The organism is Microcoleus sp. MON1_C1, from assembly GCF_036701945.1.
Lineage (GTDB): Bacteria > Cyanobacteriota > Cyanobacteriia > Cyanobacteriales > Microcoleaceae > Microcoleus.
Genome location: NZ_JAUBRO010000002.1, coordinates 164,997 through 191,658, shown reverse-complemented (window position 1 = coordinate 191,658; position 26,662 = coordinate 164,997). Strand labels below are relative to the sequence as shown.

Genomic DNA, 26,662 nt, shown 5'->3' with positions numbered 1-26,662 from the left:
TAAGAATGTGCAGTTTTTTCAAGTGGCACTAGAAAGCATTTTTAATGTGAGAGTTGCTTTTATCCAAGAGTGCAACTTTTAGGGGCGAGAGTTGGCTTTTGGCTGCCAGAGACTGCGACAAAGGACGGAAATACCTATCTACAGAGAGGGGAACACCGATCCGCCGGCCCTCCGCAACTCCCTACAATGACAATTGTACGAGGAATCAAGCAATTGCCTCTACAGCAGTCATCATTTTTAATGCAGGGAATTAAAATTTATGCAACCGAATAATCCAAACCAATTTACAGAAAAAGCCTGGGAAGCCCTCGCCCGCACCCCCGAAATCGTCAAAGCAGGTCAGCAGCAGCAGCTAGAAAGCGAACACTTGATGAAAGCTTTGCTGGAACAAGAATCGGGACTCGCTAGCAGCTTATTTAACAAAGCGGGAGTTTCTGTAGCAAAATTGCGCGATCGCACTGATGAGTTTATCAGCCGCCAGCCGAAAATCTCAGGAAGCGGCGGCAACGTTTATCTAGGTCGTTCTCTCGACACTTTGCTCGATCGCGCCGAAACTTATCGCAAAGACTACGGCGATGAATTTATTTCGATCGAGCATTTGATACTAGGTTACGTTAAGGACGATCGTTTTGGCAAAAACCTACTACAAGAATTTAAACTAGATGAAGGCAAGCTCAAAGATATCATTACCCAAGTCCGGGGGAAGAACAAAGTGACCGATCAAAATCCAGAAGGCAAATACGAAGCGCTGGAAAAATACGGCCGAGATTTGACTGAAGCCGCGCGTCAAGGCAAACTCGATCCGGTAATCGGACGGGATGACGAAATCCGCCGCACGATTCAAATTTTGAGCCGTCGCACCAAAAATAACCCGGTATTGATTGGGGAACCGGGAGTCGGCAAAACTGCGATCGCCGAAGGACTCGCCCAGCGAATTATCACCGGAGATGTGCCGCAATCTCTCAAAGACAGACAATTAATTAGCTTAGATATGGGCGCGTTAATTGCCGGGGCAAAATTCCGGGGAGAATTTGAAGAACGCTTGAAAGCGGTACTCAAAGAAGTGATGGACAGCAACGGCAAAGTCATCTTATTTATTGATGAAATTCACACCGTTGTCGGTGCCGGCGCAACTCAAGGATCGATGGATGCCGGCAACTTGCTAAAACCCATGTTAGCGAGGGGAGAATTGCGCTGTATCGGCGCTACAACTCTCGACGAATACCGCAAGTACCTCGAAAAAGATGCGGCACTAGAACGCCGTTTTCAACAAGTTTATGTTGACCAACCGACAGTTGAAGATACTGTCTCGATTTTGCGGGGCTTGAAAGAACGCTACGAAGTTCACCACGGCGTGAAAATTTCTGACAGCGCCCTAGTGGCGGCGGCTACTTTGTCTACTCGATATATTAGCGATCGCTTTCTGCCAGACAAAGCCATTGACTTGGTGGACGAAGCAGCCGCTAAACTCAAAATGGAGATTACCTCTAAGCCGGAAGAACTAGACGAAATCGACCGCAGGATTTTGCAGCTAGAAATGGAAAGACTGTCGCTGCAAAAAGAAAGTAACTCTGCTTCGATAGAACGCTTGGAAAGACTGGAAAAAGACTTAGCCAACTTCAAGGAACAGCAAAACGCTTTGAATGCCCAGTGGCAATCGGAAAAAGGTGTCATCGGCAGCATTCAAAAGATTAAAGAACAGATTGATAAGGTGAATATTGAAATTCAGCAAGCTGAATTAAAATATGACCTGAACCGCGCTGCTGAGTTGAAATACGGCACGTTAACTCAGTTGCAAAAACAACTGCAAGAAGCAGAAGCTCAACTTTCAGCAACTCAAACCACAGGTCAAACTCTGCTGCGGGAAGAAGTCACCGAATCCGACATTGCCGAGATTATTTCTAAGTGGACGGGAATTCCGATCAGCAAGTTGGTTGAATCGGAAATGCAGAAACTTCTGCACTTGGAAGATGAACTGCACAAGCGGGTAATCGGACAGGATGAAGCGGTGACGGCGGTTGCAGATGCAATTCAGCGATCGCGCGCAGGTTTAGCCGATCCAAATCGTCCGGTTGCGAGTTTTATCTTCCTCGGCCCCACGGGTGTTGGCAAAACCGAATTAGCCAAAGCATTAGCGTCTTATCTGTTCGACACGGAAGAAGCGATCGTGCGAATTGATATGTCGGAATACATGGAGAAACACGCGGTTTCGCGGTTAATTGGTGCGCCTCCGGGATACGTCGGCTACGATGAAGGCGGACAATTAACTGAGGCTGTGCGCCGCCGTCCTTACTCAGTGATTCTATTTGATGAAATCGAGAAAGCGCACCCGGATGTTTTCAACATCATGCTGCAAATTCTGGATGACGGCCGCGTTACCGATGCTCAAGGTCACACGGTAGACTTTAAGAATTCTGTGATTATTATGACATCGAATGTTGGCTCTCAATACATCTTAGATGTGGCGGGAGATAACGAACAAATGCGGAGTCGGGTGATGGAAGCGATGCGGGGAACTTTCCGCCCGGAATTCTTGAACCGGATTGATGAGATGATTATCTTCCACGGTTTGAGTAAGGCCGAACTGCGGCAGATTGTGCAGTTGCAAGTTAAGCGCTTGGAAAAACGGTTAGCCGATCGCAAAATGTCTCTGAAATTGTCGGAATCTGCGATCGATTTCTTAGCAGAAATTGGTTACGATCCGGTTTACGGTGCGCGGCCTTTGAAGCGGGGAATTCAACGCGAGTTGGAAACGCAAATGGCGAAGGGTATTTTGCGGGGAGATTTTGCTGACGGCGATACCATTTTTGTGGATATCGAGAATGAAAGGTTGGCGTTTAAGCGACTGCCGGCTCAGTTGGTGACTGCGAAATAATTTAAGTAGGGTGGGCTGCGGCCCACCTTATTTTTTTGAGGCGGTGGTTCTTTTTTTTTCCGCAGATGTAGGCGGATGGACGCGGATGAACGCAGATGGGATTGCGGGCGATCGTTCTTAAGGGCGATCGCTTTCTGATTTATCTTTTTTCTGCTCTTGGCGTTCTCGAACAGATTTCGTCAGCAGGTACGTTGCCAAACTGCTAACGGATCTGCTGTCTTCTTCTGCCCATTCTTCGAGAGCTTTTTGAATCTCTTCTGGTAGGTATGCGGTAACTCGTCCCCGTGAAGCCATTTCGTTGTACTGCAAAACATTTCAACACAGTCCATCTTACGCCGGGGCCATCGCTTAAGGGCGATCGCCTTCTGATTTATCTTTTTTCTGCTCTTGGCGTTCTCTGACTGCTTTAGCTGCCACATGGGAAAGCAGGTTTGCGAGCGTTCTATCTTCTTCTTCGGCCCATTCGGACAAGGCTTGATGAACGTCTTCTGGCAGTGTAACTGTGACTCGCATTCGTGAAGGCATTGGCAGGCATGGTTTTACTTCAATTGTCTTCAATCTTACACTCCAACACCCTTTGATCTCTTTTTGTGTCATTTGATGTCAATGACATCAACTTATGCTATTAGTGTATATAAGGCTCAAGCCCTAACAAGTCAAAAGCCAGCCCCTTACTGTCCAAGGTTCCGGGCTGGCTCTGGCTCCAACATTCAATGGAGACAAATTCTATGATGACATACAAACAACGCTTGTGTTGTTGGGCGATCGCCCGTTTGTTACCGACTCAGCAATGGATTATTGTTGCCCGCTTCCGCAGTCGTTCAGATGCAGACGGGCATTTTCAGTTTTTGCGACAAACTATACCCCACGTCAAGTTTGAGGTTGTGTTCGATCGCAGTGGCGACAGTCACCGTTTATCGGCGTTGGGCAGCCCTTCCAATCCCGTCACCAGCGCGTTATAAATGGTAATTTTCGCGGCGGTTTCAGTTAACTAAACATTGGCGATCGCACTTTTTTTGATAAGTGCGATCGCTTTTACCAAGTAAGTCCCAAATTTTTATGGTAAAATCATAGTACCGATAAGTCTATTCACTCCGCAATATCCGATTATTATTTAAGAATATGCGATCGAAACTAGAAATTACCGAGCAACACAAAAAGGTTGATGCTGCTGAAGCCGAAATCCGCGACAAGCAGCAGCTAGTTAATTACGATACCAAAGAGTATCCAGTCGAAATACTCGTTCAAAAATATATGGCAGGAAAGGATGATGATACCAATGAGTTGTTCATCCCCGACTACCAACGTGAAATGGCTTGGGATGAAGCAACGCAGTCAAAGTTGATTGAGTCTATATTTTTGGGTCTGCCAATACCTTATATTTTTGTTGCTGACATCCATGAGGACGAAAACGATGAAGCCCGTTTAGAAATAATAGATGGTACACAACGCATTCGGACTCTAAGTAGATTTATCAATAACGAATTAACTTTGACAGAATTAAACAAATTACAGAGTTTAAATGGATTTAAGTTTGCTGATTTGCCCCTTGCCCGTCAGAGGCGCTTCAACCGCACTACACTTCGGATGATTCAACTAACTGAAAGTGCAAATGAGGAAGTGCGAAGAGATTTATTTGAACGCATTAATACAGGTAGCGTCCAGCTAAACGAGATGGAACAGCGCAGAGGCATACTGCCCGGCCCGTTTCTCAAACTGATTGAGGAACTATCGAGACATGACAAGTTCCGCCAATTATGCGCTTTTTCTGAGTTTGCTATTCGCAGACGCGAACCGCAAGAATTTGTGTTGCGTTTTTTTGCATTTTTAAATAACTATCAGAACTTTAATAGTAAGATAAACATATTCCTTGATGAGTATCTGAAGCAAGTAAATGAAGATCCGAGATTCGATCGCGAAAAAATGCGGGCAGAATTCGAGTCAATGCTAAATTTTGTAGAAAAATATTTTCCTCAAGGATTTCGCCAAGGTAAAAATGGCGCGAGAACAACAACTCGGATTAAATTCGAGTCTTTGGCTGTCGGTGTTGCTCTTGCTTTGAGAGAAACCAGCAATCTTGAGCCAAAGTCAACAGACTTGCTCAATTCACAAGATTTTAAGGATTACACAAAATCTACTGCTAGCAGTTCTAAAAATAAAGTAGTTTCACGCATTGAGTATGTCCGCGATCAACTGCTAGGCTAAAGATGAATACTGTACTCTTAGATTTCAATACACGCGCTCAAGAGGTAAATGATTACTTCATCTTTTTAGAGGGCTTAATCAAACAAACCACTAAGTTAGCTGTCGCCGATAGTGCTGGACAATATCAAATACAAAGTCTTAATCCTGAGTTGGCAAAAACTCTAAAAGCCAATGGCTTGTTGTTATTGTATAACTTAGTTGAATCCACTATGCGAAATGCCATTGTAGCCATATTTGATGAGTTAAAAAATCAAGCAATTTCCTTCGATCAACTCAAACCAAAAATCAAAATGATTGTTCTTCAAAATCTTAAAAACCGTGCTGCTGAGAAAATTCATTTAGAAATCAATCAAATATCTACAGACATCATCACAGCTACACTTGAACGTAAAGAACTATTTTCAGGAAATGTGGATGCTAAGTTGATTAAAGAAATAGCCGAAAAATACGGTTTTTCATATCAAACAGACTTTGCTAAGACAAAGAACGGGCAAAACCTTGTAGTTATTAAACGCAACAGGAATGACTTAACACACGGAGATAAGTCTTTTGAGGAAGTGGGGCGAGATCAGACTATTGAGGATCTTTTAAAGATTAAGGAGGAAGTCATAGAATACCTACGTCAAATACTGGAGAATATTAAAACTTATCTTGACAATCAAGAGTATTTGGATGTAACTACAGGTATTCCATAATTTTAGGCTAAGAAACCGGGTTTCTCTGATAATTTAGGTTAAATGGCGAGATATCTCGGAAGAAACCCGGTTTCTGGGGATGATGCGAAGGCTACTTCCGCACCATCACAGACTTAATTACAGCATTCGGCTGATACTTGTTAGTCTGATAAAACCCCCCTTTACCAGCGCCATAAACTCCCGCAAATTGTTTCCCTTCAGCCTGGGGAACAAACATAATGTTTCTAGTGGGTTGCTTGGCAAATACAACCCCTTCTCTCATTTCATTATCCACGTTATAAGATAAAGTCGCCTTGCCGTAAATTGCCTCCGCTTGTTTCAAAGTCATTCCCGGCCCGACGCCCTGACCTGTTTTATAACTAGAATTCTCAGTCATCAAAAGTTCAATGACATCGGTATCTTTTAGCTTTGTACCCGCAGCATAGATAATCCGATATTGCACTTTTCCCGACTGACTGACAGCCACAGCATCAAAGTCTACCATAAAAGGAGACTGTACCTTAAACTGCGCCGTGGAACCCAGAGTCTTTTTCAATTGTCCGAAAGTCATCCCCACCTTCGCCGCTCCAATTGTGCGATCGGAAATTGTTAAATTTGCAGAAGGTGTTTTTTGAGCAGCATTTGCCGCTTCTCCCAGCACATTTGTAGCCCTCAGCGCAACCGTGGAACCGGGAGTGGAAATTAAGGTGAGGTAACTGCCGATCGCCAGCAAAGCAGCTATCATTGATCCAGACAAAACTTTAACATTCAACATGACTAATTCTCCTAGATTTCAAATGCGACTATCTACCCGCATCTTTTTGACTATCCTGGGCCTCACCCTCCTAGTTTGGATTCTCAGAGGTGTTGGCCTCTTGACATTCATTCCCGGTGGTGTCATATGGATACTGATTTTTCTTTCTTTTGTTGCGGGCATCCTCAGCACTTTACTCCGTAGGTAAGCCAGCATCCGGCAAATAACAATTAACAATTCAAAATTAACAAATTATTTTAATTTTGATTGTTTCATAGCCTTTCCCACTGTCACATTCAACTGAGCGCCTATCAGCATCACCAAAGAAGAAATATCCAGCCACAGCAGCAACACAATAAAACTTCCGATTGTGCCGAAAGTCCAGGTGAAATTGCCCAAATGCAAAACATAAAACCGAAATAAAGCTGAAAAGAGCGCCCACAAAATAGCAGCCAAAACAGCTCCCGACAAAATAGGAATATCTGGTTGACGGCGGCTAGGCCCGTAGCGGTAAACAAAAGCAAAAGCCAGTGATACAATTCCCAAAGAAATCGGCCACCGCCACAGCCGCCAAGCACCTAACAGTTGCGACTCCAAAGGGCAATTGCCGGCGAGGAGCAAGCAATTTTGGACATCTTTTAAATCGCAATTGGCCACAGACTCCAGCAGGCAACTCTGGCGGGCAATAGCTTGTACAATTAAGTCGCTGACAAATACTACTCCCGATGCTAGAATTAACAGCACAATTGTACCGATACTGAGCGCCAGAGAAATAAGTTTGGCTTTCCAAAATGGTCTAGTTCGATCGATCGGGATTTCATGGATGCGATCGAGTGCAGCCATCGCGGCGCTCATTACTCCAGAAAATATCCAAATCGCCCCAAAAAAGCTCACTGAAAACAGCCCTTTACTCCGAGTTAAGAGAATTTCTTTGATTAAGCCAGCAATCAAATTCCGCACGTCATCGGGTATAACTTCGCCCAAAAGACGGGCGAGTTGATAAAGTGTTGACTGCAAAGGTTCAAAGAGAGCGATCGCAGATAACATGGCCAACAGCCCCGGAAACAGCGCCAGCATAGAATTGTAGGCCATTTCCGCAGACAGCCCCGGCAAACGCTGCTCTCCCGCCTTCGCCCCGACTTCCTTGAGCGTACCCCAAGTCAAACACCGACAAAACAGCCAAAAACCCCCAAATTTCCGTTTGAGAGCTCGAAGCAAGCTTAAAAGCGCCTTAAACAAAGCTAAAATCAGGTAGCGCAACGAGTAAGAAATGTTCATAGCGCACAGGAGAGGGGGAACTAGAAAAGGGAAAATGGATGCAGGACGATCGGGCAACTGGAAATAAGGAGCGTTAATTAATTAAGCCATTACCAATGTGCCGTTGCTAATCTAAAATCTAAAATCTAAAATCTAAAATCTAAAATCTAAAATCTAAAATCAATATGGCTCAGGATGTCAGACAGTGGTTAGATGAAATCAAGCGGCTGCAACAGCAGTTAACAGAAGTTTCGCGCGATCGCGATGAGGCCGGTGAAAGTGCGGCTCAGTGGCGCCAACTCTACAATACCGAAGCCGAGCAGCGGCGGAATGATGCTAAATTAACTCAGCAAATCATCGCTTCTCTGGAAGCACAAATAGAGCAGTTACAAAATTTTTCTCCCATTGTGCCCGAAGAGGATGATGCTGGGGTTGCTCGCCAGCAGGAAATCGCACAACTGCAAACAGTAGGCGAACTGAAAGCTAAGTTAGCAGAAGTTCTCGAAGAGCGCGATCGGGCGATCGAACAAGTTAAACAACTCACTCAAGCCCTCAAACAAGAAGAAGCCCGCCACGCCGAAACTAGCAAAAATTTAACTAGCGCCCTCGGAGATGCTGTTGACTTGCTCACGAAAGCCCAAAATCCCGCTCCTGCAAAAACCGAGACAGTATATTCTTTGGAGATAGTACCTACTCGCACTGCAAATCCTGGCGAAACAGCTCTGGAAATCCGCCAAACTTCCGCCCCAGGCAAAAAACCCGCCCAGCTTCCACCTTCTAAAAATCAGTTACTCGATTTACCGCCCTTTGGGAATTAGGAGTTAAAAATTCAGGAAGTGTCGGCATGGCGATTACCATCGGCAGGTGGGATTTAGTCAGCGATTCCTTGTTTTTGTTTTTCCTGCAATTAAGCGGCATTAATTCATCGGCTTCTTTATTATTCCGCACCTACAGGAAGTTTACTAATCGATGTAACTGTACTATATCCCAACCTATAATCCGCATTCAAAATTTTGAAAACTGCCAAAAAATCTGCCTCGCGTCGTAGTAATCTACAGCCTTTAGATAGAACTTAATCGAGCTAAATTTTACTACTATCGACAACGGCTGATGCGCGAGGAAACTTCATGAAGGCAGAGATATCCATAGTCTGGAAAAAGATTCAGAGCATGATCGACAGCTTTATGATCATGCTGCCCAATATTGTGCTGGCATTAATTGTCTTTGCAATTTTTTACTTTGTGGGTAGGCAAATTAAGAGAGTGGTCAGGCGAGTTACCCGCAACCACCACCAAGCTCGAAATTTGGGGCTGGTGTTAGGACGGTTGGCGCAGGGTACGATCGTTCTAGTGGGTCTGTTTATTGCTCTTTCGATTGTAATTCCCACATTGAAAGCTGGGGATTTGGTGCAATTGCTGGGAATTAGCGGGGTGGCGATTGGTTTTGCATTTCGCGAGATCTTGCAAAACTTTTTAGCCGGTATCCTAATTCTGTTGACGGAACCGTTCCGAATCGATGACCAAATTGTGTTTAAAAACTTTGAGGGAACGGTAGAAAATATTGAGACCCGCGCTACAACAATCCAAACTTATGATGGTCGGCGGATTGTCATTCCTAATGCCGAATTGTTTACGAATACGGTGACAGTGAATACCGCTTTCGATCAACGCCGCATGGAATACGATATTAGTATTGGTTACGGCGACGATATTGACCACGCCAAGCAGTTAATCCTGGAAGCACTGTACAGCCTGAAGGAGGTTTTAAAAGCTCCTGCACCCGATGTACTGGCGATGGATCTAGCAGAAAGTACGGTCAATCTCCGCGTTCGGTGGTGGATTGCTCCGCCGCGCCGAATTGACGATCTGCGATCGCGCGACAAGGTAATTTGTGCTATTAAAAAAAAGCTATATGTGGAAAACGGCATCGATTTGCCTTATCCCACGCGGAACATCTTGTTGCACGATCGAACCGAAGAAACCGATGGCGATCGCTCCCAGCAGCGTGAAGGATGGCCCGCAGACAAACGTAAAGTTCCGAAACCTCGTCGTATTAGTGGCTCTGTGCGAAAACTGACCCAAGGGCGATCGCAACCAGACGGCAACGGAAAATCTTAACCGCATCACAAGTCATGAATAATGTCAAGTGGAGCAAACTTTGGGATTCGCTGCACTTGGCTGGTGCAACTGGAATTTATATTAATCACCGAGCGATCGAAGGAGTAACAAACCCGATCGATCTCATGCCTAATTTTTAAGCAAAAACCACAGTCCGATTGCCATAAACTAAAACACGATTTTGTAAATGATATCGCACGGCTCTTGCTAACACAACTCTTTCTAAATCTTTACCTTTGCGAACCAAATCAGACACTTCATCGCGGTGACTGACGCGCACAACATCTTGTTCGATAATCGGGCCAGCATCTAAATCTGGTGTAACGTAGTGGGCTGTTGCACCGATAATTTTTACCCCTCTTTCATAAGCCCTTCCGTAGGGGTTTGCACCCACAAACGCGGGTAAAAATGAATGGTGAATATTAATCACATTGGGAAATTTTCTGATAAAGTCTTGACTCAAGATTTGCATATATTTAGCCAAAACTACTAAATCAATATTATATTTTTTAATAATTTCTAACTGTTGTGCTTCTTGAATAGCTTTATTGTCTTTAGTAATGGGAATATACTCAAAGTCGATACCGTATTGTGCGGCAACAGGCTTTAAATTTTGATGGTTGCTGATTATCAGCGGAATTTCACCTCTGATTTCTTGCGCTCGCTGTCGCCAAATCAAGTCTAATAAACAATGATCTTGACGGCTTACAAAAACCGCGATCCGCCGAATTTGATGGGAGAAATGCAATTGCCAGTTGGCTTGTAAGTCCTTGGCTATTTCACTAAAAGCAGGTGTTATTTGTTCGGTGGTTAAGTCAAAATCATCTAATTGCCATTCTAGCCTGCTTAGAAATAATCCAGCGGTAAAATCTGTATGGTGATCCGCGTGGATGATATTGCCGTTGTGGGATGCGATAAAATTGGCAAGTAAGGCGACGAGTCCTTTGCGATCGGGACAGGCAATTAACAGGGTTGCAGTAGGGCTAGTCATTGTATAATCGCTAAAGTTTTATTGACGCTCCGCACCATACAAGCTCTTTGAAGTTATTCTGTAGGGTGTACGCTACGCAGCTTACTGTTACTCGAACTACCGCCGTTTGGTAATCATGAATTTAAAATACTGCTTGCTGCTAAGATTTGTTGTGCGGTTAACTGCAAGTCTGGGAAGAGCGAAGAAATCAGTCGATCGCTCTTTTGAAACAACTGTTTTTGATACTCATCTTCTCGCAGCATACAAATCGTAATTGTCGGCTGTTTGGGTTTGCCAATATATTCTCTGCCGCCAATGCCCAGATAATCCACAATCCAATACTCAGGCACTCCCAGCAGTGCGTAATCTTCAACTTTGCGGGCGTAGTCGTTCTGCCAATTGGTGCTGACGACTTCAGCGATTAGTTTAATTGAGTTTCCCGATGTAATTACAGGTTCTTGTTGCCACAAAGGTTCATTAATTAGTTGAGTTCGATCTACTACAAGTACGTCGGGGCGAAACGCTGTTGCTGTTCCTAATAGTTTGATGAGACAGCGAGGGGGAATAAAGTAGGGTAGATCCACACGATCGATTTCTACATTGAGTTTTCGCCCGAGGAAGGCGGATACTTGTTCGTGCGGCCCCGTTGGTTCCATTTCGGTTAATTCACCATCGATTAGTTCGTAACGCTCGCTGTCGCCAAAGTTGGCAATAAATTCATCAACACTTAGAAGTTTGGCAGGTGATTGAACCATTCTGTTTGCTCCTGGTGATGAATTAAGAATTTTTTTAACGAACCGCAGAGGACGCAGAGGACGCAGAGGAAGAGAAGAGAGAGAAGATGACAAAGAGTTTTCATATTTCCCTGTTCCCTCTTCCTTCTTTTAAAATCCCATCGCTCCAGCTACCGCATCCAAAGTCGGAGCAATACCGCTTTTAAACAGATTGTTGCTGTGATTAATTGCGGTATCCGGGTCTTTCAAACCGTTACCAGTCAACACGCAAACCACCGTCGCCCCAGTCGGAACTTGGTCTTTCACCTTCAGCAAACCGGCCACAGAAGCTGCACTGGCTGGTTCGCAGAAAATCCCTTCCTGCGATGCTAACAAGCGGTAAGCGTCCAGAATTTCGGCGTCGGTGACTGCGGCAAAACCGCCGCGGCTGGCTTCGGAAGCTGCGATCGCCTGTTTCCAGCTAGCCGGATTCCCAATCCGAATTGCCGTCGCCAGGGTGTCCGGGTGCGCCACCGGTTCTCCCGTTACCAACGGTGCAGCCCCGGCCGCTTGAAATCCCATCATCTGCGGCAAGCGCGAACATTTTTTGGCTTGGTGGTATTGACAAAAACCCATCCAGTATGCTGTGATGTTTCCCGCATTTCCTACGGGAATGCACAGCCAGTCTGGGGCGTCGCCTAAAGCGTCCACCACTTCAAAAGCCCCGGTTTTCTGACCTTCCAAGCGGTAAGGATTCACCGAATTTACCAAAGTCACGGGGTAGTTAACAGCCATTTCGCGGACAATTTCTAAGGCTCGATCGAAATTTCCGCCAATCGAAATGACTTCCGCACCGTAAAGCAAAGCTTGCGCCAACTTGCCCAAAGCCACGTAACCCTCGGGAATCAACACGAAAGCTCGCATCCCCCCGCGTCGGGCGTAGGCGGCGGCAGCGGCCGAAGTATTGCCGGTACTGGCGCAAATTACTGCCTCGGCACCAGCTTCCTTCGCCTTGGAAATCGCCATTGTCATCCCCCGGTCTTTGAAACTACCAGTGGGGTTGAGGCCGTCGTATTTCACTAGGACGCGCACGTCTCGACCGATGATAGAGGCGAGCGCAGGTGCTGGAATCAGGGGAGTATTGCCTTCTTGGAGGGTCACTACCGGCGTGGTTTCCGTCACCGGCAGGTAGGGGCGATAAGCTTCGATCAAGCCGGGCCAGCCGTAGCGTTTCGGCTCGGCGGCGCGGGCAGCAGAGTTAGCAGCAGAGTCAGTAGCAGGTAGAATCAGGGTCACGGTGTCAATGGTTTTAGGCAATGGCCGAAGAATTTACACTAATTTTAGCTCGATCGGTTAATTTGATGTTTAATACGATCGGTTCAGGTTAAAGTAACTTAATGGTGTGAATGTGTAGATATGTCTACCCAATTACTAATGTCAAATAATTCATCGACTCTTTCCCGGCCTCAAGTTACCGCGAGCAATCCCGAAATGGCTAGTTCTTCTACGCTATCGACCAGTTTTGCCCGCAAAGTAAATTCAGTGAAGTGCCCCTACCAAGCCGATCAGCAAGTTAAGTTCCTGCACTTGCAAGCGGAAATCGAATCCTTGCTGCTGGAAGTGCAAAGCCTCAAACAGCAACGCTCGATGGCTGGCTTGCGGGAGATCGACCCCATTTCTGGCAGGAACAGCAATTAGCAGACAACAGTCGCTAATGCTAATTGTCCTGCCCCTGTGTTATAAAAACGAATGTTTTGCTACCCGCAGTGTTTTTTGCCAAAAGTGCTAGAAATTCCTAACTGCGGATAGCGATCGCTAGCTTTTGCTAAAACGCGCTTGCCTACAGCTCAACTCGTCTGCTGCTTGCTGGCAACGAGCTGACATTTTACGGCGCTTTTTTATTGCGCTAATTTGTTAAGCCATCGTCATGGCATACGGAGAATCGAAATCAATTTATGACAGCATCGATCGAAAAACCACTAAATTTGACATCCGCAAGTGACACTTCCAACCTGCGCCTGAAAGATATTCTCAAAACCCTGCCGCGGGAAGTATTCGTCAAAAACCCCCGCAAAGCTTGGACAAAAGTAATCGTCAACGTTCTTTTAGTTGCGGTCGGTTACTGGGGCATAGCAGTCTCTCCTTGGTTTCTACTACCCCTAATGTGGATTTTCACAGGCACCGGATTAACCGGTTTTTTTGTGATCGGCCACGACTGCGGGCATCGGTCATTTGCTAACCGCCGCTGGGTAAACGATTTAGTCGGACATATTGCATTTCTGCCGTTAATTTATCCGTTTCACGCATGGCGGCACGGCCACAATTACCACCACAAGCACACCAACAAACTTGGCGAGGATAATGCTTGGCACCCGATGACAGCAGAAGACTACGCTGCTGCTCCCAAGGCTTTACAAATAGCTTATAGTTTAATATTTGGTCCAATGTGGTGGATCGGCTCGATCGCCCACTGGGCAAAAGTGCACTTTATGTGGTGGCGCTTCAAAGGCAAACAGCAACAAGAACAAGTGCGGTTTTCAGTTTTTGTCGTTTTAATCGGTGCTGCGATCGGATTCCCGATTTTAATTGCAACCACAGGCATTTGGGGATTTTTCAAATTTTGGTTGATGCCCTGGCTGGTTTACCATTTCTGGATGAGCACTTTTACGATCGTTCACCACACAGCACCAGATATTTCCTTTAAAGAACCGGAAGAATGGGACGAAGCCCAAGCGCAACTATCGGGAACAGTTCACTGCGATTATCCCCGCTGGGTAGAGTTTCTGTGCCACGACATTAACGTGCACGTTCCCCACCACCTTTCAACTGCTATTCCCTGGTACAATTTGCGCCTCGCCCACAGCAGCTTAAAGGAAAATTGGCAAGATCATCTCTACGAAACAGAATTTTCTTGGTCTTTAATGAAGCGGATTGCCGACAACTGTCACCTATACGATCCGGCTGGCGGCTATCAGACATTGCAGGAATTTAACGCTCAAAACAAGTAGTTTTTAAGCGCGATCGCTCCCCGAAAAACCCGGTTTGTCAAACACAACCGGGTTTTTCGATATTACAACCCATAGCCTTTGTAAGGGGCGGAATGCGCGCCCTACTGTCAATATCAAAATCCGTACTATTATTAAATCAGTCATTCCCAATCTAAAATCTAAAATCTAAAATCTAAAATCGAATGACTTTCAATCCCAATAACTGTCGCAACGAAAGCGAAGTAGAAAGCAAACTCATTGTCAGCTATCTGCTACCAAAGTTAGGCTATACGCCCGACACTTGGCACCAAGAAATCGCATTTGGGAATATTCGTCTAGACTTCCTCTCCTTTGCAACCCAAGTTATCCCCATAGTTGTCGATGCAGACTCGCCGATGAGTGTAGTTATGGAGGCTAAACATCCGAAGGAAAATTTAGACCGCCACCTGCGAAAACTCAATCGCTATTTAACAAGTTTGAGCATCCGCTACGGCCTCATAACTAACGGTAAAGAAATTAGAATTTATGCCAGAATCGCCGATGAGATTCAGCTAGTCTTTAAGTGTGCTGGACAAGACGTAGAAACTCGAATTGATGAAATTATCGCTTTAATTGGCAGAGATCGTTTAAAACCTATAAAACCTCCCGAGAATCTGGAACGGGAAGATAGTAAAATTAATTTGGTTAGTCCTGATTTAATTAGCGAAATCCCAGTACAGCCCAACAATTCCGCCACCGTAGAACCTGAACCCAGTCAACTCTCCGAACCGGAACAAATACCTGAAAATAATCCTGTTAATATTCAAGTTAAATCCGATGTAATCGTTTCCCAAAAAAGGCAAAAAACTATGAAAATCATTGCAGTTTACCATAACAAAGGCGGCGTAGGCAAAACTACAACAGTAGTCAATTTAGCAGCAGCGCTGAGCAAGAAAGGTAACAGAGTATTAGTCATAGACTTAGACAGTCAGGCAAATACAACTTTTGCGACAGGTCTAGTTAAATTTGAGGATGAAGAACAAGACGATTTGAAAGATTGCAACATTCTTCACGTTTTGCAGTCAGAAGATGGTTACTCGATAGGCGAAGTAGCACGCAAGTCAAGTTTTTGCCATCCAGAAATAGATGTTGTTCCTTCCCACATCAATTTGATGCACGAAGAAACCGAATTTAATCAACTAGATTACAGCAGAATGATTTTAATTCAGAAACTAGCCGTAGTACAGGATAAATATGATATTGTACTGATCGATACGCCACCATCTTTGAATTTTTACGCCAGAGTTGCCCTGATTACGGCGGATTATTTAATTATTCCTTCTGACTTAAAACCTTTTGCTAATCAAGGATTGGTTAATGTCAAGGATTTTATCAAAAAAGTTAACGGATTCAGGAAAATAATCGGCAAACAGCCGATCGCAATTTTAGGCGTCCTCCCTTGCAAAATCTCAACTAATACTAAATTTGTACAGTATAGTTTGCCCAAGCGGAGGGAGGCAATTCCCAAACGCTACGGCCTTGAAATCATGGACAGCGTAATTTACGAGAGAGATGATTTGGCAAAGTGTGCAGAACAATTTCAAATCGTGGGAAATATGGAAATCGCCGATCCGATTTCAGTGCTGGACTTTAAACCAGATTCCATCGCCTCCCAAGAATTTGAAATGCTAGCAATCGAAGTTTTAGAAAAAATTGGTAAAAACTCATGAAAAAATTATTTCCGTCACTCGTTGCAGTGAAAAGAATTACATCCGCAGTTCCCCGTTCAAATTTTGCCGAGCCTGATTTAGAGAAATTAGCCAGACTAATTTTAGAATCAGGAGGATTGATTAATCCGATAATTGTCCGCCGCAAGGGTATGGATGCCTACGAGATAGTAGACGGAGATTTTGAATACTACGCGGCGGTGAGAGCAAAGGAAATAGAATCTCTCAAAGGCGAGACAATCGGAGCATTCATCCTGGAAGAAGAAAATGAAGAGCTTCTCCTAAAACAACTTGAAATTCTCAGAAAAACCGCAATCATTGAGACTTTAGTTGAGAACCCAGAAACCGGGGTTTTGTACGAAAATAGTTCGTCGCAGCCCGCAGATTCCATAAAAAACCCGGTTTCTTTGGTCGAAGTCCCTAATTTAGGTGAAAATGAAACTCCCCAAGAGTCATCTAGTTTAGAACAGCGACTAACAAATATTGAAGCTCAGTTTGCCAGTCAAATTAATGAATTAAAAGCCGAGTACGCCCGTGAACAAAAAGTTTTAGCCCAGAGTATACAAGAAATTGAAAACCGAATCTCACAAGAAGTACCTCGGTTAGTTGAAGCTGGGTTAGCCAACAGAATTAATGAGTTGAAATCAGAGTCGCCACCCGAAAAACAAGTGGTGGTAGAGAGGATACCAGAAGTTGAAAACGTAGCTTCCGAATCAATGTCGGCGTTGGAAGCACTCAATACCCTAGATGAATTTAAAATGTTGGCGAATTTTAAAGATGCTGGCTTGAAGTCTCCAGTAATCAAAAGAATAATCAAAGAACGAGAGGTGCAGCCGTTTGTGTCATTTACAAGTGCGGTGAAACGTATTGAAGGGTTAACCGACAAAACAATGATTAAAATAATTGACAAGTGGCAAAAATACTCATAATTCGCAACTCCTGCGGCCACTCGCAACGCCAGCCCGATCGCCCAGACGCCAAAAAAAGTAAAGATGAGTAAAGCAGTGTATCCTTGGTGTCCCACAGCCAGTTAAACTCATCACAGTAGCTTTTTTTAGGAATTGCAGTAACTTTTGCCGTAGCTTGCGGGGCGGGACGCCATCGCCCGGGCTGTCACCGCACAGCCAGCCGCACAGTTACAGCAGCAACGCCATATCTCCCCCAGATAACCGAGTTCGATCGCAGACTGGGAAGACTCAGCCCAAGAAACCCTTTAACTTACCACGGTCTGGGTAAGGTGTTTGTCTCGCACCTTACAATTAGAGTCCTTGGGTTAGTCCTGCATCCCTTAAAACGCAGGCTGTAAAGTGCGAACATCCATAAATACCTACACACCAGATTTTAATGACAAAAGGGGACTTGTAACAAGATGGATCGATCGTCCGATCAAAACCGAATAGTTGAATATTTGCGGATTAAGCCCATTACTCACAGTCAGATTTACACTTCCCAAATTGCAGTACCAGAGCCTCAGCGGGGCGAAATTCCTCGCGAACGTCGCGAAGCTCTCAGGAGAAGTTTGATCGAGCAAGGCAGCAACTTGATTCCTTTAATTGTACGTCGAACAGAAGCTTACAGCAACGAAGAAGAATATGAAGTTGTCTGCGGCTCAGATTGGTGTATTGTTGCTAAAGAACTCGGCATCGAGCAAATGTGGGCGTGGGTATTTGAAATGACCGACGAGGAGGTAGCTGTTGCTCAAGCAGAAATGGAACATTTAGCTCCGCAACCGACTCAGAAACCTGCACAAATTGAGACTCTACTGCAAGAATTTGAGCTATCATTTCAAAAAAAGGTAGATAGTCTAACAAAACAAATAGAACAATCTGTTAAAAAAAATGAAGACCTGCTAAAAAAGCACGTAAAAGCTCTAACTGAGCAGAATTTTGAGCGTAACCAAATAGAACAGATTAAGCATTTGCTCGAACAAGTGGAAAAAGCATTTCATGAAAAGGTAGATAAAATGGCTAAAAAAATTGAACAATCGAGCAGCAACCTTCCGCCAACATCGGCTGTTATTTCTGAGGTAAATGTTGAAGGTGCTTTGAGAAAGTTGGATGAACTGGAAAGACTGCTGTCAATAAAATTAGAACGCACAGTCCAAACAATTAATCAGTTTGTTTCCGAGGCCATTGAAGACGTAGAAAATGACCTGAAAAATCAAATTGAAGCGCTCCGCGGCCAACTGGGAGCCGCAGCGACTCACTCAGAAAGACAGCCCGAGGTACAGCCGAAGAAGCAGTCAAAAACACAGTCGAAGAAGCAGTCGAAAGCACAGCAGAAACCTCAGTTACCGCAGTTGCAGTTAGAGTTGCCGTTTCCGTCCCCCTCCCCAGAGGAAGACTACGAAAGTCTGTCGCTGAGACGGTTGAAGGCGATCGGCAAAGAGCGGAAAGTGCGGGGCTACGCGCGCATGAAACGACCGGAAATTCTGGCGGCTCTCAGACAAGCTGACGGCAGATAAAACGGTAGTTGCTAATAGTTAAAAACTAATTATTGGGTCTTCGATCGCGTTTTTGGGCAAAAAGCGCGATCGGGCTTTCAGAATAGTCCTCGGCAGAGATATGAAAACCTGGCTAAAATAGACACACAACCTCTTACTCCTCACTAAGCAGCCATGTCCGCAACCGCAGAATTAGCTACTACCCAAGAGATACTAGAACAAGAGATACCAGAACAAGAGATACCGGAAAACTTTATCTTTCCTCCCGGCGATTTATACAGTGATGAACATTCCCTAGAAACAGAACTGCACCTGCGACAAATAATCCTACTCCTCCAATGCTTAGAATGGCTGTGGCGAGATAGAAACAATTTCTATGCTGCTGGAAACCTCACCATTTATTACTGTTCCAAGCAACTCAAATCGAAAGACTTCCGAGGCCCAGACTTTTTTGTGGTACTCGGAACTGAACGCAAAACTCGGAAAAGCTGGGTAGTTTGGGAAGAAGAGGGAAAGTACCCCAATATTATCATAGAAATCCTGTCGCCCAAAACAGCAGATATAGACAAAAACTTTAAAAAACAACTCTATCAAGATACTTTTCGCACTCACGATTACTTTTGGTTTGACCCAGAAACTTTAGAATTAGCTGGGTTTCATTTAGTTGACGGGGAATATGAACCAATTGCACCGAACGAATTCGGACATCTGCGGAGTCAGCAGCTCGATTTGAGTCTCGGAATTTGTGGCGGAAAATTGCGTTTCTTTACCGCAGAAGGAGAGCTTGTCCCTACTCCTGAAGAGGTTGCAGAAAGGGAGACTGAACGAGCTGAACAAGAAGCTCAACGAGCCGGACAAGAAGCTCAACGAGCCGATCGCCTGGCCGCGAAACTGCGAGAATTAAATATTGATCCCGATACAATTTAGCGATCGTCCTTTTTATTCTAACTTTCTGTATTGTAAGCGCGTTTAGGCGATCGCATATCCCGTATGTTGCCGAACATGATATGGATGAAACCCTAAAACTATCTTGTCTTTAGGCACTCCTAATTCTACAAGTTCTGCGGTAATTCCCGTTTCTATACCATCTTGTTGAATCCAGATTTTGCCGTCGATAATTTCCACATGAACGATACAATCGTGAATTCTTTGAGGCCCTTGCCAGCCTTCGTGCATCAGTAAAAAATTGTTTTGTTCGCGGTCAACAATAACGCTGCTTTTAATTTCTCCGTATTGGTAGGGAATCTGGGCATAACTATCTAAGATTTTCTGAATAAATCCGCGATATTCATCTAGTCTATCCATCTGACAACTGTCTCCTTTAATGAATCAAAAACTATTAATTTAAATCTCTTTTTTTCTAACAAAACCTGCCCGATAGGTTCCGAAAAAATTTGTGCATAAACTTCTGCACGGATTGCCAGATATATTATCCGTTCAGGTTCCGAGCGCTCTAGAATATCTTCATAGACAATATACTGTCCAACAGCTTCTTCTAAGTCATGAACGGGTGAAGCACTTACGAAACTTTTTACTTCTACAGCAATTTTGCGACCTTGCTTTTCGGCAGCAAATAGTTTTTCTGCACCCAAATCGACGTTGAGAGTACGTTTGCCAATTTTTAAGGGTAGCGGATCGTTTGTTATCGTCCACCCGTCTTTTTCTAGAGCTGTTCTGACAGTATTGTGGTAGATGTCTTTTGCTGGCATATTTTAAGCTGAACCATCAAATCTCACCCTAATTATAGAATAACACAAGACTTTTGAAAGCTGATAGCTCATCAATTCAAACTATTTACTGCCGCGTGTATCTGTGCTTTACCCCAATCGGAAAATACTCCGCATCGCCCATCGCAGTTAATGTCACTACAGGTAACTGATATTCGGGCGGAACGTAATTAGCAAATTCGCTGTTTAGCCGCCGCAATTGCGCGAGAATTGAAGATGCGATCGCCTGCTTCATCTCCTCGTCGCCCTCCACCCCCGCTGCTAATTCCACAACCACCGATAAAAACCGATTTTGATCCGCATTTTCCTTGACTTGCAGCACAAATTTTCCCGTCACCCATTCCCGAATGGTGGGAACTTCTAAACCTACGGTGACATTTTCCGGGTAAATGTTGGCACCGAAGTAGGAAACGGTAAAGTGCGATCGCCCGAATACATAGACAAAGGGCAAGCAGCGAATTCCTCTGGGGAAATCAGAAACTTTCATACCTGCTGCTTGCTGCAAACGTGCCACAGGGTTAAATCCCCATTCAGCCAAAAAATTGAGCATTGCTTCGTAACAAATTAAACCGCCGTTATCCGAGATGTGATAGCGTATTAGCGGGATGCCATTGTCGCCCGAAAATAACAGCGTGCCGTCATTATTCACTTCAAAAAAGCGACTTTTCGGATCGTACTGCACCAGCGTTGGCAACCGCGATTCCCCGAATAAATTGCGTGCTGCTTCCGGCTTCTTTGCTAAAAAGCGACGGATGCAAATGCTCAGCGGTGTCTCGTTGCCCAAAACGCCTGCATCCGCAGTACCGTAAAGGCTCGCAGAGTTGTAATATAGATTGTCAGAATTAGTGCGATCGCTCACCAAACTCCGCCATTCTTCGCTAAACACTTCCCCGGCAAACACCATCTTAATTCGGTATTTTTGCCACTCCACACCCCCAGCAATTCCGCTATCAATCACATCCTTGATAAATGGCGGATATCCCAACAATACTACTTGCTCAAAATGCTCCCCAAGTTCCTGCACAACTCGGAATATTTCAGTCTTATTATTCCCGGGCGTCACAACTGTAACTGGATAGCCCTTACTCGCTAGATAGCGGCAGCAATTTGCCGTGTACATTCCGCCTACCCAAGTTCCCAACGCAAAGCAAATCACAGCTAAAGTTGAGCGATTGTCCGCGTAAAAACTGTCGTGAAATATTTGTTCAAAACGAGCAGCAATTTGCAACTCGTCACTGATAAAACGCGGCCAAAATGTCGGGTTTCCTGTCGAACCAGATGAAACAGCAATGAAATCGCAAGTTTCTAATTTCCCCTCGTAACACAACTGAGGTAGCGGGTGACAGCGTAAATAATTCTCTTTGGTAATTAGCGGCAATTTTTGAAAGTCTTCAAAGGTTTGAATTGAAGCGGGATTGATGTTAAGTGCAGCTAGGAAAGTCTGGTAAGCTGGTACTGTGGCCGCGACTTTTTGAAAAAGCGCGATCGCCCCGGATTCGGCAACTCGACTCTGCTGGTGTTGCAATCGTTCCTCAAGCGGCGCCCTCAAAAACTCTTCAAACCCCCCAATTGCTCGCTGACGCTGTTCTGGCTGCATGATTTGCTCCTTAAAATGCGTATTTTGCACCTCGATCGCTCAAGATTCAATTAGTAGCGCTAACGCCCGATCGCACATTGGGCTGGACACTAAAAATTTGAACACATTTTGAGATCCATCGAAAATATGGCGCAGTGGATAAACTTCAATAGCACGAAACCGCTGTTTTCACAATAACCACAGGGGATAGCCAAGCTGCCGATCGACTAATAAACACTGACACACTATGTCAAGATTAATTCAGCGATCGCCCAAAACTCCTAGTCTCAGTCAAGCGTGAAAATCCGACGCAGCAAGTTCCAATGAACAATCCCATCTACCCCGGCATAACTCTCAACAACCACTACCGCATCGTCCGCGAATTGGGACACGGAGGCTTCGGGCGCACCTACCTCGCTGAAGATGCCCACCGATTTAACGAACCCTGCGTTTTAAAAGAATTTGCGCCCCAAGTACATGGAAGTTACGCTTTACAAAAATCAGAGGAACTGTTCGAGCGGGAAGCAGGAGTGCTCTACAAGCTGCAACACAATCAAATCCCCCGCTTTCGCGAACTCTTCCGCGTCAGTATCAGCGATCGAGGCTACCTATTTCTCGTCCAAGACTACGTGCCCGGCCAAACCTACCGCTTTCTGCTCGACGCTCGCAAGCGTCAGGGTTTGCGGTTCATAGAAGCAGAAATCAATCAACTGCTGCTCCAGATTTTGCCAGTGCTCGAATACATTCACTCTTTGGGAGTGCTTCACCGCGACATCTCCCCCGACAACCTGATTCTGCGGCTGTCTGACGGAATGCCAGTGCTCATCGACTTCGGCGGAGTAAAACAAGTCGCCGCCACCGTAGAGTCTCTTTTCGCTGAGGCTAACGGCGCTCCCGGCCCCGCGACTCGCATCGGCAAGCTCGGCTATGCTCCCGTCGAACAGATGCAGATGGGAATCGTCTATCCCCACAGCGATTTGTACGCTCTGGCGGCCACGGTTTTGGTGTTGCTGACTGGGAAGGAACCGCATCAGTTGCTCGACAGCCAGACGCTGAATTGGAACTGGCGGGCGGAATGTTCTGTGTCTCCCAATTTGTCCCTGGTGCTCGATAAAATGCTTGCTCAACAGCCGAGCCAGCGTTACTCCTCAGCTCGCGAGGTAATGCTTGCTCTCTCCGGCAATCCGCCTTTACAGCCACCTTTGCCACCAGCCCCGGATTTTGGGATCACGCAGCCGCCGGATCTCTCGCCTATACCCGTGCCCGCCCCCACGCCAAAACTGCCGGGAACTCCGGTGCGAGTTGCTGCTATTGGCAATCAGCAAAAAATGCCTGCTTGGAAAATGGTTTTGTTCGTGGTGGCGGTGCTCTCAAGTATGGGGGGAGTTGGCTGGTTGGCGGGCAATTCTTTGTTAAATCTACAATCAAAAGTACAGAAAGTTCCCCAGCCTCCAAACCCGAAGCAGCAGCAAGAAGATGCTTTGCAAGATCGCTTTGTAAAGCTCAAAATTGACGATCGATTCTATAACGGTTACGTCAACCTTGTGGACGAGACTTTCTATGCCAAATACCCGGAATTGGGGGGACGATTGTTAAAAGAAGGCGAGGAAGATCGCCAGTGGCGCGAAAGGTGGCAGAAAATCGGCGACGAGTTGCTCGACAAGCTGGAAAATCTCAGCAGCGACGCTAGAGCGCGGTTGGGCAGTTACGACACCACAGATATAGATCGCTGGAAAACTGAGGTTAACAACCTGAATTTGAGCAGTCGGGCTCTCTACGATTTGGCTGATGCTAGGTTCTTTTATTGGTTTCCACAACAGCCGCGCGATCGCAATCTCATTGGTTTGCCGATCGGACAAATTTGGCAAGCAATTACCGCCGACGAACTCGAAGCCTTACAAGCTGGAGCAACTATCGAAAGCGTTGAATTTGACCGCCTCTCGAACAGCAAACGCCTCACAGGCAATCTCAAACCCGGAGAAGGGAAAGCTTACATTGCCAGGTTCGCTCAAAATCAAACTTTGCGCGTGAATTTGCAAGCACCGCGCAAATCTACTCTACTGTCAATTTATACTCCGGGGCGGACAAAGGGCGCGCGAGCTTTGCTGGAAGATGCAGAGGGGCTTAGTTGGTCTGGATTGCTGGATGATGCTGGTTATTATGAATTCGTGGTAGTTTCTCAAGCATCTGAGCCGATCGCTTACGAGTTGAACCTGACGGCGGAATAACTGCTATTGACGCTCTCTATCCACCCAGGCAATAATAAGGTAATACCAATCAGACAAGTTGTCGGGTTCAAACAAAGAATATGCTGAGATTCGCGATCGTAGCTTTAGTGACTTTTGGGTTAGTATTAGTGACTGCACTAGGTTTACATCCGGCCAATGCGACAGTCAGCACTCCCGAATTTTATGCTTGGAACTTTGCCTCTGTAGGCAGTAGCGAGCTGGTTTGTAAAAAGACCGTGGTAGTTCCGCAAGACCTGATAATTCCGTCATCATCCATGCACTCTGTCACTATCAATTCTGCAATTGTAGATGAAAAGTTTTGCGCGAATTCCACTAAGCCAGTGAATTAAGGTCGTGGATAATATGATTTCCGGTTATAGAACCATAATTAAGTTCTCCGTTAGTCGATTTGAGAGTTGAGATTTGAGATTCACTTCACAGATGAATCTGGCAGGTTGAACCTTAATCTAAAATTTTTATCTCTCCACGACTGTTGTCTGAAAGCAAGTATCCTTTTTTGGGCGCGCTCAGGACTCTGCCTCCTGATTCATCCATTGAGATAAGACTATACTTGTCAGTACAAATACAGACTAATTATGAACAATTAACCGGACATCATATAAGTGATTGCCGGAGTAATTTCCGGCATCCGCCCACTGAAACTGTTAGCTGAAAAATTTTTTATGAGAAATCTCGGCTATTTTGTAATAAAAGTTTATTCAAGGATTCGGGCGCAACAGTTTTCTGCTCTTAAAAAAGATCGAAATCTTCCCTATTTGGGCAGTTATTTGATTGTGACTTAAGAACCGAGGAGAAATATTCCGCCATTTGGCTAATCATTTATTGGCTAATTAGCTGAAGTATTAATTTGCTAGTTTGAGTATGCTAGAGTTAGTCAGGTTCAGATATATAGTGCCATCTGTTATCTAAGTATCATGCTCAAAATTTTGGTGATTGAAGACGACGAATTAATCCGGGAAACTCTTCTGCAACTCCTGGAATCTCACAGCTACCGGGTCATTGCGGCTGAAAACGGTCGAGCTGGGGTGCAGATGGCACTTTCGGAGATACCCGATTTAATTTTGTGCGATGTGCAGATGCCGGAACTCGACGGTTATGACGTGTTGCGGACTCTGCGGCAAAACTCGCTAGCTGCAACAATTCCATTTATTTTCCTCACGGCTCAAAGTGATAAAACCGATTTTCGTCGGGGGATGGATTTGGGGGCAGACGATTACCTGACAAAACCGTTTACCAAGGGTGAATTGCTGGGAGCCATTGCTTCTCGCGTCTTGAAACGGCAAACTATTACTCAACCGCTGACAGTCGCGCTTCACCAAGCAGAAGCCAGACTCAAAGATTTAGTTAACGACTCCACCAAGGTTACGACCCTCTCTCCTGAAAAGTTTGCTCTCGAAGCTTTGTTGCGCCACGCTTTGGCACAAGGTGAGTTTCAGGTATACTATCAGCCACAAGTGAATATTGCTACCGGCCAAGTTATCGGCGCCGAAGCTTTAGTGCGCTGGCAAAATCCCGATCGAGGTATAATTTCTCCGGTCGAATTTATTCCCTTAGCAGAAGAAACAGGTTTAATTATTCAGATTGGGGAGTGGGTACTGCTTTCAGCTTGCGCTCAAGCCGCTAGTTGGCTGGCAGCGGGGTTTTCGCCCTTTACAATATCAGTAAATTTGTCTGCGCGACAGTTGTCAGACCCGGAACTCAAGGCGCGAATCGTGCAAATATTGGAAACTACAGGTTTAGATCCTGTTAATTTAGAATTAGAAATGACCGAAAGCGCTTTGGTGGAAAATGCCACAGTAGCAGGCGCTACTTTAAACGAACTTAAAGCTCTAGGAATTCGGATTGCTATTGACGACTTCGGCACCGGTTACGCTACTTTAGGATATCTCAAGCAATTTGCTTTTGACAGTTTAAAGATCGATCGAATTTTCGTCCGTAATGCCAACGAAGATACTCAAAATGCTGCTATTACTACAGCGGTAATTTTACTGGGTCACAGTTTGAATATGACTGTAATTGCTGAGGGAGTGGAAACAGAAGCAGAACTAGATTTTTTGAAACAACATCAGTGTGATATCATGCAGGGCTATCTGTTCAGCCGCCCCGAACCAGCAGCGATAATTGAAAGTATGTTGGTTGCCGGCCCGAGTTTGTTGGCGCCGTCCCCAGCAGCAGGACCTGCTTGCGTTGTCCCTTTTGTACCTGTGTCCGAACCCGAAAAAGCTAAAAACCTTTCAATGTCGGGTCTAGGAATAGTGTAAGTGTCACCAAGATTTCTGTATAATAGGATAAAATTCTTTCTTTTACCTTCTATTTTCTGCATAAAAGTTGACGCTACCTCATAAAAAGTTGTAGCTTTTGATGATCGGCGAATCAAAGAAGGAGATTGTTCCCCATATTCCTCTACTG

General features: G+C 45.3%; 25 protein-coding genes. 15 read left to right on the top strand and 10 right to left on the bottom strand.

Annotated features, from left to right (window positions below; translation table 11 throughout):
• Window positions 1–259 precede the first annotated feature (259 nt).
• Complete coding sequence (clpB, locus tag QUA62_RS02105) at window positions 260–2,875, top strand: ATP-dependent chaperone ClpB (protein ID WP_333402165.1); 2,616 nt, start codon at window positions 260–262, stop codon at window positions 2,873–2,875.
• A 117-nt stretch (window positions 2,876–2,992) separates the two neighbouring features.
• Here the strand turns inward: clpB and QUA62_RS02100 are convergent, their stop codons facing one another.
• The gene (locus tag QUA62_RS02100) at window positions 2,993–3,184 is read right to left on the bottom strand and encodes a ribbon-helix-helix domain-containing protein (protein ID WP_333062430.1); all 192 of its coding nucleotides are present in this window, start codon (window positions 3,182–3,184) and stop codon (window positions 2,993–2,995) included.
• Window positions 3,185–3,223: 39 nt separating this feature from the next.
• On the bottom strand, window positions 3,224–3,388 hold the full coding sequence (locus tag QUA62_RS02095; RefSeq protein ID WP_333183455.1) for a ribbon-helix-helix domain-containing protein: 165 nt from the start codon (window positions 3,386–3,388) through the stop codon (window positions 3,224–3,226).
• Between the two features lie 215 nt (window positions 3,389–3,603).
• Here QUA62_RS02095 and QUA62_RS02090 point away from each other — a divergent pair, with 215 nt between their 5' ends.
• The 3 genes from QUA62_RS02090 to QUA62_RS02080 all read left to right on the top strand — a co-directional run bounded on the left by QUA62_RS02090 (window position 3,604) and on the right by QUA62_RS02080 (window position 5,775).
• Complete coding sequence (locus tag QUA62_RS02090; protein WP_333402164.1) at window positions 3,604–3,837, top strand: hypothetical protein; 234 nt, start codon at window positions 3,604–3,606, stop codon at window positions 3,835–3,837.
• 160 nt (window positions 3,838–3,997) lie between these two features.
• A complete protein-coding gene (locus QUA62_RS02085) occupies window positions 3,998–5,080 on the top strand; it encodes a DUF262 domain-containing protein (RefSeq protein ID WP_333402163.1) in 1,083 nt (360 codons plus the stop codon).
• A 2-nt stretch (window positions 5,081–5,082) separates the two neighbouring features.
• On the top strand, window positions 5,083–5,775 hold the full coding sequence (locus QUA62_RS02080; protein WP_333402162.1) for an MAE_28990/MAE_18760 family HEPN-like nuclease: 693 nt from the start codon (window positions 5,083–5,085) through the stop codon (window positions 5,773–5,775).
• Window positions 5,776–5,866: 91 nt separating this feature from the next.
• Here the strand turns inward: QUA62_RS02080 and QUA62_RS02075 are convergent, their stop codons facing one another.
• Together QUA62_RS02075 and QUA62_RS02070 are read right to left on the bottom strand one after the other, a co-directional pair.
• Complete coding sequence (locus QUA62_RS02075) at window positions 5,867–6,529, bottom strand: hypothetical protein (RefSeq protein ID WP_333402161.1); 663 nt, start codon at window positions 6,527–6,529, stop codon at window positions 5,867–5,869.
• 231 nt (window positions 6,530–6,760) lie between these two features.
• Window positions 6,761–7,786 carry a YihY/virulence factor BrkB family protein gene (locus QUA62_RS02070; RefSeq protein ID WP_333402160.1) on the bottom strand — a complete coding sequence of 342 codons (1,026 nt, stop codon included), beginning with the start codon at window positions 7,784–7,786 and terminating at the stop codon, window positions 6,761–6,763.
• 164 nt (window positions 7,787–7,950) lie between these two features.
• Between QUA62_RS02070 and QUA62_RS02065 the strand changes: the two genes are divergently transcribed.
• From QUA62_RS02065 to QUA62_RS02055, 3 genes are all read left to right on the top strand, one after another.
• Window positions 7,951–8,583, top strand: coding sequence for a hypothetical protein (locus QUA62_RS02065; protein WP_190662902.1), 633 nt, complete (start codon window positions 7,951–7,953; stop codon window positions 8,581–8,583).
• A gap of 309 nt (window positions 8,584–8,892) precedes the next feature.
• Entirely contained in the window at window positions 8,893–9,882 is a 990-nt protein-coding gene (locus tag QUA62_RS02060) for a mechanosensitive ion channel family protein (RefSeq protein WP_333402159.1), read from the top strand.
• Window positions 9,883–9,896: 14 nt separating this feature from the next.
• Window positions 9,897–10,022, top strand: coding sequence for a hypothetical protein (locus QUA62_RS02055; protein ID WP_333402158.1), 126 nt, complete (start codon window positions 9,897–9,899; stop codon window positions 10,020–10,022).
• On the opposite strand, the gene purU is transcribed toward QUA62_RS02055, so the two are convergent.
• The 3 genes from purU to thrC all read right to left on the bottom strand — a co-directional run bounded on the left by purU (window position 10,019) and on the right by thrC (window position 12,861).
• Window positions 10,019–10,873, bottom strand: coding sequence for a formyltetrahydrofolate deformylase (gene purU, locus QUA62_RS02050; protein WP_333402157.1), 855 nt, complete (start codon window positions 10,871–10,873; stop codon window positions 10,019–10,021). The two genes, QUA62_RS02055 and purU, sit on opposite strands and share 4 nt — an antisense overlap.
• Before the next feature lie 113 nt (window positions 10,874–10,986).
• Window positions 10,987–11,607 (bottom strand): Uma2 family endonuclease, encoded by a 621-nt coding sequence (locus QUA62_RS02045; protein WP_333402156.1) that lies wholly within the window; start codon window positions 11,605–11,607, stop codon window positions 10,987–10,989.
• Between the two features lie 129 nt (window positions 11,608–11,736).
• Window positions 11,737–12,861 carry a threonine synthase gene (gene thrC, locus QUA62_RS02040; protein ID WP_445301633.1) on the bottom strand — a complete coding sequence of 375 codons (1,125 nt, stop codon included), beginning with the start codon at window positions 12,859–12,861 and terminating at the stop codon, window positions 11,737–11,739.
• A gap of 195 nt (window positions 12,862–13,056) precedes the next feature.
• Between thrC and QUA62_RS02035 the strand changes: the two genes are divergently transcribed.
• From QUA62_RS02035 to QUA62_RS02010, 6 genes are all read left to right on the top strand, one after another.
• Entirely contained in the window at window positions 13,057–13,263 is a 207-nt protein-coding gene (locus QUA62_RS02035) for a hypothetical protein (protein ID WP_333402155.1), read from the top strand.
• 257 nt (window positions 13,264–13,520) lie between these two features.
• Window positions 13,521–14,573 (top strand): fatty acid desaturase, encoded by a 1,053-nt coding sequence (locus tag QUA62_RS02030; protein WP_333402154.1) that lies wholly within the window; start codon window positions 13,521–13,523, stop codon window positions 14,571–14,573.
• Between the two features lie 182 nt (window positions 14,574–14,755).
• Window positions 14,756–16,261, top strand: a complete 1,506-nt coding sequence (locus QUA62_RS02025; protein WP_333402153.1) for an AAA family ATPase — start codon at window positions 14,756–14,758, stop codon at window positions 16,259–16,261.
• Window positions 16,258–17,187, top strand: a complete 930-nt coding sequence (locus QUA62_RS02020; protein WP_333402152.1) for a ParB N-terminal domain-containing protein — start codon at window positions 16,258–16,260, stop codon at window positions 17,185–17,187. The genes QUA62_RS02025 and QUA62_RS02020 overlap by 4 nt, the downstream gene beginning before the upstream one ends.
• 440 nt (window positions 17,188–17,627) lie before the next feature.
• On the top strand, window positions 17,628–18,722 hold the full coding sequence (locus tag QUA62_RS02015) for a Rho termination factor (modular protein) (RefSeq protein ID WP_333402151.1): 1,095 nt from the start codon (window positions 17,628–17,630) through the stop codon (window positions 18,720–18,722).
• A 153-nt stretch (window positions 18,723–18,875) separates the two neighbouring features.
• Window positions 18,876–19,628 (top strand): Uma2 family endonuclease, encoded by a 753-nt coding sequence (locus QUA62_RS02010; protein WP_333402150.1) that lies wholly within the window; start codon window positions 18,876–18,878, stop codon window positions 19,626–19,628.
• Between the two features lie 42 nt (window positions 19,629–19,670).
• Here QUA62_RS02010 and QUA62_RS02005 read toward each other — a convergent pair whose 3' ends face one another.
• The 3 genes from QUA62_RS02005 to QUA62_RS01995 form a co-directional block, all read right to left on the bottom strand.
• Window positions 19,671–20,006: a XisI protein gene (locus QUA62_RS02005; RefSeq protein WP_333402149.1), complete on the bottom strand. Its 336-nt coding sequence runs from the start codon at window positions 20,004–20,006 to the stop codon at window positions 19,671–19,673.
• Window positions 19,994–20,410, bottom strand: a complete 417-nt coding sequence (locus QUA62_RS02000; RefSeq protein WP_333402148.1) for an element excision factor XisH family protein — start codon at window positions 20,408–20,410, stop codon at window positions 19,994–19,996. The genes QUA62_RS02005 and QUA62_RS02000 overlap by 13 nt, the downstream gene beginning before the upstream one ends.
• Window positions 20,411–20,495: 85 nt before the next feature.
• The gene (locus QUA62_RS01995) at window positions 20,496–22,025 is read right to left on the bottom strand and encodes a phenylacetate--CoA ligase family protein (RefSeq protein WP_333402147.1); all 1,530 of its coding nucleotides are present in this window, start codon (window positions 22,023–22,025) and stop codon (window positions 20,496–20,498) included.
• A gap of 302 nt (window positions 22,026–22,327) precedes the next feature.
• Here QUA62_RS01995 and QUA62_RS01990 point away from each other — a divergent pair, with 302 nt between their 5' ends.
• Both QUA62_RS01990 and QUA62_RS01985 read left to right on the top strand, forming a co-directional pair.
• Entirely contained in the window at window positions 22,328–24,232 is a 1,905-nt protein-coding gene (locus QUA62_RS01990; RefSeq protein ID WP_333402146.1) for a serine/threonine-protein kinase, read from the top strand.
• 935 nt (window positions 24,233–25,167) lie between these two features.
• On the top strand, window positions 25,168–26,514 hold the full coding sequence (locus QUA62_RS01985; protein WP_333402145.1) for an EAL domain-containing response regulator: 1,347 nt from the start codon (window positions 25,168–25,170) through the stop codon (window positions 26,512–26,514).
• Window positions 26,515–26,662 lie beyond the last annotated feature (148 nt).